8 protein-coding genes are annotated in these 9,775 nt (G+C 68.8%); all 8 read right to left on the minus strand.

Annotated elements, in window-relative coordinates:
* The coding region (gene uvrB, locus VFS34_09640) for an excinuclease ABC subunit UvrB (GenBank protein HET9794712.1) at positions 1–1,551 on the minus strand (1,551 nt) is incomplete at its 3' end.
* 117 nt (positions 1,552–1,668) lie between these two features.
* Complete coding sequence (locus VFS34_09645) at positions 1,669–2,091, minus strand: hypothetical protein (protein ID HET9794713.1); 423 nt, start codon at positions 2,089–2,091, stop codon at positions 1,669–1,671.
* Positions 2,088–3,341, minus strand: coding sequence for a tetratricopeptide repeat protein (locus tag VFS34_09650; protein HET9794714.1), 1,254 nt, complete (start codon positions 3,339–3,341; stop codon positions 2,088–2,090). The genes VFS34_09645 and VFS34_09650 overlap by 4 nt, the downstream gene beginning before the upstream one ends.
* A gap of 4 nt (positions 3,342–3,345) precedes the next feature.
* Positions 3,346–4,053, minus strand: coding sequence for a lytic transglycosylase domain-containing protein (locus VFS34_09655; protein HET9794715.1), 708 nt, complete (start codon positions 4,051–4,053; stop codon positions 3,346–3,348).
* A 61-nt stretch (positions 4,054–4,114) separates the two neighbouring features.
* A complete protein-coding gene (gene alaS / locus VFS34_09660) occupies positions 4,115–6,799 on the minus strand; it encodes an alanine--tRNA ligase (protein ID HET9794716.1) in 2,685 nt (894 codons plus the stop codon).
* A 130-nt stretch (positions 6,800–6,929) separates the two neighbouring features.
* Positions 6,930–7,421, minus strand: a complete 492-nt coding sequence (locus VFS34_09665) for a RecX family transcriptional regulator (GenBank protein ID HET9794717.1) — start codon at positions 7,419–7,421, stop codon at positions 6,930–6,932.
* The gene (locus VFS34_09670) at positions 7,418–8,632 is read right to left on the minus strand and encodes a type IV pilus twitching motility protein PilT (protein HET9794718.1); all 1,215 of its coding nucleotides are present in this window, start codon (positions 8,630–8,632) and stop codon (positions 7,418–7,420) included. Before VFS34_09670 ends, VFS34_09665 begins: the two co-directional genes overlap by 4 nt.
* Positions 8,633–8,728: 96 nt before the next feature.
* A complete protein-coding gene (locus VFS34_09675) occupies positions 8,729–9,679 on the minus strand; it encodes a branched-chain amino acid transaminase (protein ID HET9794719.1) in 951 nt (316 codons plus the stop codon).
* Positions 9,680–9,775: the final 96 nt, after the last annotated feature.

The raw sequence follows: 9,775 nt of genomic DNA on the forward strand, positions 1-9,775 counted from the left end.
GAGGATCGCGACGACGGCGACCTCCGGGATGTCCAGCCCCTCGCGGAGAAGATTGATCCCGATCAGCGTGTCGAACGTGCCCTTGCGGAACTCGCCGATCAGCTGCACGCGGTCGAGCGTCTGGATGTCGGAGTGCAGGTACTGGCAGCGCACGCCGAGCTCGGTGAAGTAGTTGGTCAGGTCCTCCGCCATGCGCTTCGTGAGCGTCGTCACCATGACCCGCTCCTTGCGCGACGCCGCTTCGCGGACGACGCCGAGGAGGTCGTCCACCTGTCCCTTGACGGGCCGGATCTCGATCTCCGGATCGATCAGTCCGGTCGGCCGGATGAGCTGCTCGACGACCTCGCCCCCGCTCTGCTCGAGCTCGAAGGCGGCGGGAGTCGCCGACACGTAGACGGTCTGCCCGATCCGCTCGCGGAACTCGTCGAACGTCAACGGCCGGTTGTCGAGCGCCGAGGGCAGGCGGAATCCGAAGTCGACGAGCGTCTGCTTGCGCGACCGGTCCCCGAAATACATCCCGCGCACCTGCGGGATCGAGACGTGCGACTCGTCGACCACCAGAAGGAAGTCGGAGGGGAAATAGTCGATGAGCGTCGGCGGCGGCTCCCCGGGGCGGCGGCGCGAGAGGTGCCGCGAGTAGTTCTCGATGCCGTTGCAGTAGCCGAGCTCCCGGATCATCTCCAGGTCGAACATCGTGCGCTGGTGGAGACGCTGCGCCTCGAGCTTGCGGTCCTCCGCGTTCAGCTCCGCGAGCCGCTCCTCGAGCTCCGTGCGGATGTCGGTCATCGCGAGCTCCAGGACGGATCGCGGGGTCGCGTAGAACGTCCGCGGATAGATCGCGAGGCGGGGCACCCGCGCCGTGACGCTGCCGCGCAGCGGATCGATCCGGGAGATCTTCTCGATCTCGTCGCCGAAGAACTCGACCCGGACGGCCGCGTCCTCGTACGCCGGGGCGATCTCGACGACGTCTCCGCGCACCCGGAAAGTCCCGCGCGCGAGATCCGCGTTCGTTCGCTCGTACTGCATCGCGACGAGCTTCCGCAGCAGCGCCGGGACGCCGGCCGCGTCCCCGACCTCGAGGAAGGCGAGCATGTCGTAGTACGACTCGGGGCTTCCGAGGCCGTAGATGCAGGAGACGGAGGCGACGACGATCACGTCCCGGCGCTCGAAGAGCGCCTTCGAGGCCGAGAGCCGGAGCTTGTCGATCTCCTCGTTGCGGGAGGTCTCCTTCTCGATGTACGTGTCGGTCTGCGGGACGTACGCCTCCGGCTGGTAGTAGTCGTAGTAAGAGACGAAGTACTCGACGGCGTTCTCGGGAAAGAACGTCTTGAACTCCTGGTAGAGCTGCGCCGCGAGCGTCTTGTTGTGGGAGAGGACGAGCGTGGGGCGGTTCACGGCCTCGATCACCTTCGCCATCGTGAACGTCTTGCCGGAGCCGGTGACGCCGAGGAGCACCTGGTCCTTCCGCCCCGCGCGCAGGCCCTCGGTGAGCGCCGCGATCGCGGCGGGCTGATCCCCCTGCGGCGTGAATTCGGAGACGAGGCGGAACACGCCGCGGGACCGGCGCTGCGATTCGCGGAAAGTCGCGGGCTTGTCGCCGTCGATCCGGACGGCGGGGCGCTCGACGGCGGACCCCGGGATGCGCTTAACGCGCACGGTTCCCCGCCGTCACGCGGCCCGCGCCGGCGGCGCGGCCGTCGCCGCGAGGCGGTCGAGATACCGCGCCAGCTCGCGCACGTCGTCCGGTCCGAGCCGGGGCTTGCGCGACTCGAGGAGGAGCCGCCGGCGCAGCGCGTCGGCGGTCGTCATGTCGATCTTCCCGGCGTCCCACGCGGCATGAAAACGCGATCGCGCGGCGCGGAATTCCTGGCGGTCGGCGGCGGAGACGTCGGGAGTGAAGTTCTTCTCGAGGGAATCCTCGAGCGCGGCGAAAAGGGCTCCGAGCGCTCCTCGCAGCTGCCGGGGATGCCGGGCGACGAAAACCCCGACGAGCGAGCCGGCCACGAGGAGGATCAGCAGCGCCGACCCGCAGCCGAGCATCCCGATCCGGAGCGCCTTCCGGCGGTCCGATTCCGCCGGAAACCCGCTCACGCGGGAGATTCCGTGAGGACGGTGCCTTCCCCCTCGAAGCGGATCTTGGGCGGATCGTCGCTGTCGGGGAGCATGACCTCGTCGAGGAATCGGTCGGGCAGCACCGACGGGACGAGGTTGCCCGACCAGCCGACGAGGTCGCGGGAGGAGACGTTCAGGGGGTATTCGGCGGAGACCGCGATCGAGAAACTCGCCCGCGCGGGGGACAGAACGAGCCCCCCCTTGCCGAAGATCTTCAGGACGTCGACGCGGCGGCGGCGGGGGAAGTCGTGGATCGGCTCGTAGCGGAAGGACAGCGTCGGACCGATCGCGAGGATCCGGGAGCCCTCCGCGGAGAAGAATTCGTCGTCCAGCTCGACGAGGATCGGTTTCCGGCCGCGGTCGGCGAGGAAGATCGACCCTTTCCCCGTGGCCCTGAGCAGGGCCTCCGCGCGCGTCCCGGCGAGCCTCGGATCCGCGCCGAACGCGATCCGGCCTCCGTACGACGCGACCGTGCCGCGCCGGACGAGGACCTCGCCTTCGAACGTGATCTCGACGGTTCCGTTGTCCCGGATCCGGAAGAGCCGGCCCGGCGCCGGACGCGGCGCGGCGGAGGGAGCAGGGGGCGGCGGCTCCGGCTTCGGCGGTGCGGCCGGCTTCGGAGGCGCGGCCGGCTTTCGGAACTCCGCCGGGATGACGAGCTTCGCCGTCGTGCTCGCGCTCCCTCCCATTCCCGCGTCCGCCAGCATCGTCTCCGGTTTCGCCGTCCGCTGCTCTCCGCTCTCGCGCGACGAGCGCCGCAACTCCGCCTGGAGCTCCGCGACGAGCCGATCGGCGCCGGCGAAGCCGAAATGCTCGAGCGCGAGCCCGAGCTTCCTCTTCTGGCGATACACGAATCCGAGGTACAGGTGGCTCTTCGCGTGGTCGGGCTTCAGCTCGATCGCCCGGCGGAGCTCCGCCTCCGCCGCGTCGATCGCGCCGTTCTTGACGAGGATGATGCCGAGATTCGACCGGAGGACCGCCGAGTCGGGATTCTCCGCGACGAGGCGCCGCGTGATCTTCTCGGCCTCGTCGAATTCGCCCGTCTTGAAATACACGACCGAAAGGAGGTTCCGGACGTCCTCGTCCGCGGGACGGATCGAGAGAGCGGTCTGGAGCTCGGTGCGCGCCGTCGCCACGTTCCCCGCGCGGAGCGCCTCGCGTCCCTTGTTCAGATGGAGGAGAAAAATTCCCTGGTCGAAAGGCGGCGCCTCGCGCCGCGAGTGCGCCACGGTCCTAACGCCGGCGGAGGACCGCGGCGGAACCCGTCGTGAGCACCACGCGATTGTCGGCGTCGCGCTCGATGCGCACGGGGCGGCCGGGGGACAGATCGGCGAGGACCTTGAACCGCTGCGTCGTGGCGCGCCCGAACCCGCCCCCGAGGTACGGCTTCCCGTAGTACGCCGTCAACGTCTTGTGGACGTAGAGCACGGTCTCGTCGTACGGGGGAATGCCGCCGTATTTCTCGACCGCGCCCTCGCCCGCGTTGTACGCCGCGAGCGCGTTCTCGAGATCGCCGCGATACAGGTTCAGCAGGTAGTTGAGGTAGCGCGCGCCGCCGGCGATGTTCTCCCGCACGTCGAGGATGTTGCGCACGCCGTAGAGCTTCGCGGTCGCCGGCATCAGCTGCATGAGTCCGCGCGCGCCTTTGCGCGAGACGGCGCCGGGGTTGAATCCGGATTCGACGAGCATCACCGACTTCAGGAGCGCCGGGTCCATCGCGTGCTCCGTCGCCGCCGAGGCGATCAGGTCGTCGTACGCGCAGGGCCGGGCCCGCCGCGTCGCGAGCCAGGCGTCGCTCATCTGGATCGGCTTGTAACGGCGGGTGTCGACGTCGTCGTTGTAGATGACCTTCGTGCCGTCCGGGCGCGTCACCAGGTGCACTCCGGCCGACGCGGACGCGGATACCGCAAGGGCGAGCAGGATCGGAAAACTCTTCCTCATGGGCGGTCTGAACCGGACCGGAGGATACCACGCCGGAAGCCCCGGAGACCTGATCGAATGGTCAGGAAGCGGCGGCCAGGAGCTCTTCGACGGCCGAAACCGCCGCCGCGAGGCCCGCCGGCAGCAGGGAGGCGTCCCGCCCCCCGACCTGCGCCAGGTCCCGCTTTCCGCCCCCCCGGCCCCCGAGCGCCGGGCCGATCCGGGCGGCGATGTCCGAGGCGGAGATCCGGGCCGTCAGATCGGGGGTCACCGCGACGATCACGGCCGTCTTCCCTTCGTGGCCGCCGCCGACCGCGACGATCCCGGACTTGAGCTTCCCCTTGAGCGTATCGGAGAGGTTCCGGAGCTCGCCCGGCGAGAGTCCGCTCGCCTCGCGCGTCCAGACCTTGACTCCGGCGACCTCCCGCACTCCCTCGTCGGCGGCGGAGGCCGACCCGCCCGCCGTGGCGACCTTCAGACGCAGCGAGGCGAGCTCCTTCTCGAGAGCGCGGATCCGTTCTTCCGCGCGGCGGAAGAGCTCGGGCAGCTTCTCGCGTTCCGTCTTCGTTTCCGCCGAGAGCGCGCCCAGGACCTCCTCGTCCCTCCGGAGGAGCTCGACGGTGCCGAGCGACGTGACCGCCTCGATGCGTCGCACGCCCGCGGCGAGCCCCTTGTCGGAAAGGATCTTGAACGCGCCGATCTCCCCCGTCGTCGGGACGTGGCAGCCGCCGCAGAGCTCGACGGAGTATCCCGGCACCGTCACGACACGGACGCGTTCGCCGTACTTCTCTCCGAAGAACGCGATCGCCCCTTTCGCGTTCGCCTCGTCGCGCGAGACGACTTCCTTGGCGACCGGCTTGTCGAGCAGCACTTCCCGGTTGACCTGTTCCTCGATCTCCCGGAGCTGGTCCGGGGTGAGGGGCGATCTCGCCGCGTAGTCGAACCGCAGGCGATCGGGGGCGACGAGCGAACCCATCTGCCGGGCGGACTCGCCGAGCACGTTCCGGAGCGCGGCGTGGAGGAGATGCGTGCCGGTGTGGTTCGCCTGCGTCCGGCGCCGCGTCCATTCGTCGACCTCCATGTCGACGGCGTCGCCGATCGAGAGCTCCCCTTCCTTCACCTCGATCCGGTGGGCGATCAGCCCGGGAACCGGCCGGCGCACGTCGGTGACCTCCGCGGCGCCTCCCGGCCAGGACCAGGTTCCCACGTCCCCGACCTGGCCGCCCCCTTCCGGGTAGAAGACCGTGCGGTCGGTGACGACCTCGCCCGATTCCCCGGCGGACAGGCGGCCGGACGGTTGCCGGTCCTCGACGATCGCGACGACGCGCGCGCCCGAAAGCCGGACGAAATCCTGCTCGGGGTAACCGCGGAACTCGGAATGGACGTCGGGAAGCGGGAGCGTCCCGAAGACGTTCGCGTCGGCCGCCTGGAACTTCGCCGAGGCGTGGGACCGCGCGCGCTGCGCGTCCATCGCCCTCTCGAATCCGTCGACGTCGACCTGCAGGCCTTCGTCCTGCGCGATCTCCCCGATGAGGTCCAGCGGAATGCCGTGCGTGTCGTACAGCCGGAACGCGATCTCCCCGGAGAGCGAGGATCCTCCCGTCCGGCGGATGGCCTCGATCTCCTCGCCGATGCGGTCGATTCCGGAAGTCAGCGTCCGTCCGAAGAGCTCTTCCTCGGCGCGGAGGTCGCCGGCGATCCGTCCGCGCAGCGCGCCGGAGTCCGCGGCGAAGTAGATGCCCTCGAATCCCTGGATCACCGCCCCGACGAGGTCGCCCAGGATCGGCCGCTCGACCCCGAGGTGCCGCGCGTACCGGAGCGCCCGCCGGATGATGCGGCGCAGGACGTACCCGCGCCCCTCGTTGGACGGGATCACGCCGTCGGCGATCAGCATCGTCGCGGCGCGCGCGTGGTCGGCGATCACGCGGAACGGCGCGTCGTCGACCTCCATCCCGCCGCGGTACCGCCGCCCCGCGATCTCCTCGATGCGGCCGATGATCGGGCGAAAGAGGTCCGTGTCGAAGTTGTTGTTGGCGCCCTGCAGGATCGACGCGATCCGCTCGAGCCCCGCCCCCGTGTCCACCGAGGGCTTGGGGAGCGGCGTCATCGCGCCGGATTCGTCGCGCTCGTACTGCATGAAGACGAGGTTCCAGATCTCCATCGTCTCGTCGCCGGAGCCGTTGACGAGGTCGGCGCGGTTCTTCTCCGGATCGGAGGGGTCGTCGCCGCGGTAGTAGTGGATCTCGGAGCAGGGCCCGCACGGCCCCGTCTCCCCCATCGCCCAGAAGTTGTCCTTCTCGCCGAAGCGCAGGACCCGGTCCCCGGCGGCCCCGACCTTCTTCCAGAGCTCCGCGGCCTCGTCGTCGGTCGTGTAGACCGTGAACCAGAGGCGTTCGACGGGAAGGCCGTATCCGGTCTTCCGATCCGTCAGCAGGTCCCAGGCGAACCGGATCGCGTCTTCCTTGAAGTAGTCGCCGAAGGAGAAATTGCCGAGCATCTCGAAGAAGGTCTGGTGGCGCGCGGTATAGCCGACGTTGTCGAGATCGTTGTGCTTCCCGCCCGCCCGGACGCACTTCTGCGACGACGTCGCGCGGAGGTAGTCCCGCTTCTCGCGCCCGGTGAACACGTCCTTGAACTGGTTCATCCCGGCATTGGCGAAGAGGAGCGTCGGGTCCCCGGCCGGGATGAGTGACGACGACGGCACGCGGCGGTGGCCCCGCGCCTCGAAGAACCTCAGGAACCGCTCGCGAATCTCCCGGGAATCCAACGTCGTCTCCGCCTCCGAACCGCGTATCCTGTCAGAAACGCCCGCCGATTGCATCGCCGCGCGTTTCCGGCGAGTCGCGAGTCGAAAGGCCGCCGTCCCGACTCCCGACGGGACGAGTCGCGACCCGGGACTATTCTTCGGTCTCCCCCATGACGTCGAAGATCGCCGAGGGCGAAAAGCCGCGCCGGCGAAGGAAATCGAAGATCTTCTTCCGGCGGCGATCGGACGGAAGGTTCGCGAGCTCCTGCGACCGCCGGCGGAAGAGCGCTTCCATCAGTGCCCGCTCGTCGTCGTCCGACCGCGCGGCGAGCGCGCCGTCGACGGCCTCCTTCGCGAAGCCCCGCTGCCGGAGCTCGGTCCGGAGCCGATCCCGCGAAAAGCGCTCCTCCCGGTTCAGGAGGAACGATTCGAGCGCGGCCTGCTCGTTCAGGCTCCCGTCGCGGACGAGCGCGGCGAGCGTCTCGCGAATCGTTTCCGCGGCGAAACCCCGCAGCTCGAGCGATCGGCGGAGCTCCTCGCGCGATCGCGCCCGGACGGTCAGGAGGCGCACCGCCCTCGCCCGGCACTCTTCCCGAGAATCGGCGCTCGCCGCCCGCGCGAGCCGGCGGCGAAAAGCGGTCATCTCCTCCCGGAGAACGGCGGAGGCGGGGGCGTTCCGGGGAGCTGGTTGGAGAAGTCGAAGGGCGATTCCTCCGAGAGCGGATCGGCTTCCGCCGGCGCCTGGAGCGCCGAGTCCATCTCCTCCTGGGCGACGTCGGAGGTCGACTGGATCCCCTGGAGCTTCAGGCGGAACTCGTTGGGGTTCGTCGCGCGCCTCATCGCTTCGTCGAGGGTGATCAAACCCGACTTGTAGAGGCCGAACAGCGACTGGTCGAACGTCTGCATTCCGTACTGCGACGTGCCGGCGGTGATCGCGTCCTTGATGAGCTTCGTCTTTTCCTTGTTCTCGATGCAGTCGCGCACGAGGGCGGTCGAGATCAGGATCTCCGCCGCCGGAACGCGGCCGAGCCCGTCGGCGCGCGGCATCAGCCGGAGGGAGATGACCGCCTTCAGCACCGCCGCGAGCTGCAGCCGGATCTGCTTCTGCTGGTGCGGAGGGAAGATCGCGACGATGCGGTTGATCGTCTCTGTCGCGTCCAGCGTGTGGAGGGTCGAGAGCACGAGGTGACCGGTCTCCGCGGCGGTGAGCGCCGTTTCGACGGTCTCGTAGTCCCGCATCTCGCCCACGAGGATGACGTCGGGGTCCTGGCGCAGCGCGCTCCGGAGCGCGATCGAGAACCCTTTCGTGTCGACTTCGACCTCGCGCTGGTTGACGATCGATTTCTTGTCGCGGTGCAGGAACTCGATCGGGTCCTCGACCGTCATGATGTGCTCGTTGCGCGTCGCGTTGATGTAGTCGATCATCGCGGCGAGCGTCGTCGACTTGCCCGATCCCGTCGTTCCGGTGCAGAGGATGAGGCCGCGCTGCTCGCTGCAGATCCGCTCGATCACCGGAGGGAGCAGGAGGTCCCGGACCGCGAGGATCCGCGAGGGAATGACGCGGAGCACGAGGCCGACGGTCCCCCGCTGCTGGAAGATGTTGCAGCGGAAGCGGCCGAGATCGGGCACCGAATACGCGATGTCGATCTCGAAGTTGTTCTTGAACTTCTCCTTCTGCCGCGCGCTCATGATCGAGAAGGCCATCGCGATCGTGTCTTCCTGCATGAGCCGCTTCAGCTCGACGAGCGGGGTGAGCGTTCCGTCGACGCGGATGACCGGATAGGCGCCGACCTTGAGATGGAGGTCGGAGGCTTTCCGCTCGACCGCGATCCGGAGGAGATCGTTGATGTGCATGGCGAGTGGCCTTTCCCGGGGTCTATCCCCGAAGCGGCGCGGCGGAGCGCGCCGGAAAATCGATCGGGAACGGGGAGCCGCGCTCCTTCCGCCGGCTCACGCGCGAACGCCGGCCGGTGCGGCGACCCGGACCGGGGTCAGCCAGCGGTGGCGGTCGGGGGTGCGCCCCTCGACGATCGAGAAGAAATCCTTCTGCAGCCGTTCGACGACCGGGCCCCTCTTCCCGCTGCCGACCGGAATCCGGTCGACGGAACGGATCGGGGTGATCTCGGACGCGGTTCCGCAGAAGAACACCTCGTCGGCGACGTAGAGCATCTCCCGCGGCACGACCTGCTCGACGACCTCGATGCCGGCGTCCTGCGCGAGACGAATCACGGTCGTCCGCGTGATCCCGGGGAGCCCCGCGCTCGCGACCGGGGGCGTGATCAGCCGGCCGTGATGGGCGAGGAACAGGTTCTCGCCGCTTCCCTCGGCGACCGTGCCGTCGGGAGAGAGGCCGATCCCTTCGGCGTACCCGTTCGTGAGCGCTTCCATCTTGATGAGCTGCGAATTCATGTAGTTCGCCGTCGCCTTGGCCATCGCCGGGAACGTGTTGGGCGCCATCCGGTTCCACGACGACACACACGCGTCGACGCCGTTCTCGAGCGCCTCCGGCCCGAGGTACTTCCCCCACTTCCAGACGCCGATCGCCACCTGGATCGGGGAGTTGAACGGATTGACGCCGAGCGTCCCCATGCCGCGGTACACGATCGGCCGGATGTAACAGGCCTCGAATCCGTTCGCGCGGATCGTCTCCAGCACCGCCTCGTCGATCTCTTCCTTCGAGAAGGGGATCTCCATCCGATAGATCTTCGCGGACGCGAAGAGGCGATCCGTGTGGTCGCGCAGCCGGAAGACCGCCGGACCCGTTTCGGTGCGGTAGCAGCGGGTCCCCTCGAAGACCCCCGAGCCGTAGTGGATCACGTGCGAGAACACGTGGATCTTCGCGTCGGCGAAGTCGACGAGCTCGCCGTTCATCCACACCTTCTTGACGTCCTCGAATGCCAACCTGGGCGCCTCCTCGGCCGGGGAGTATGGGAATCGCGTTATTGTCCGCCCGCTCGCGCCGCGGTGTCAATCGCCCGCAGCGCGAGAACGAGCGCC

The organism is Thermoanaerobaculia bacterium (assembly GCA_035717485.1).
In the GTDB taxonomy this organism is placed as follows: domain Bacteria; phylum Acidobacteriota; class Thermoanaerobaculia; order UBA5066; family DATFVB01; genus DATFVB01.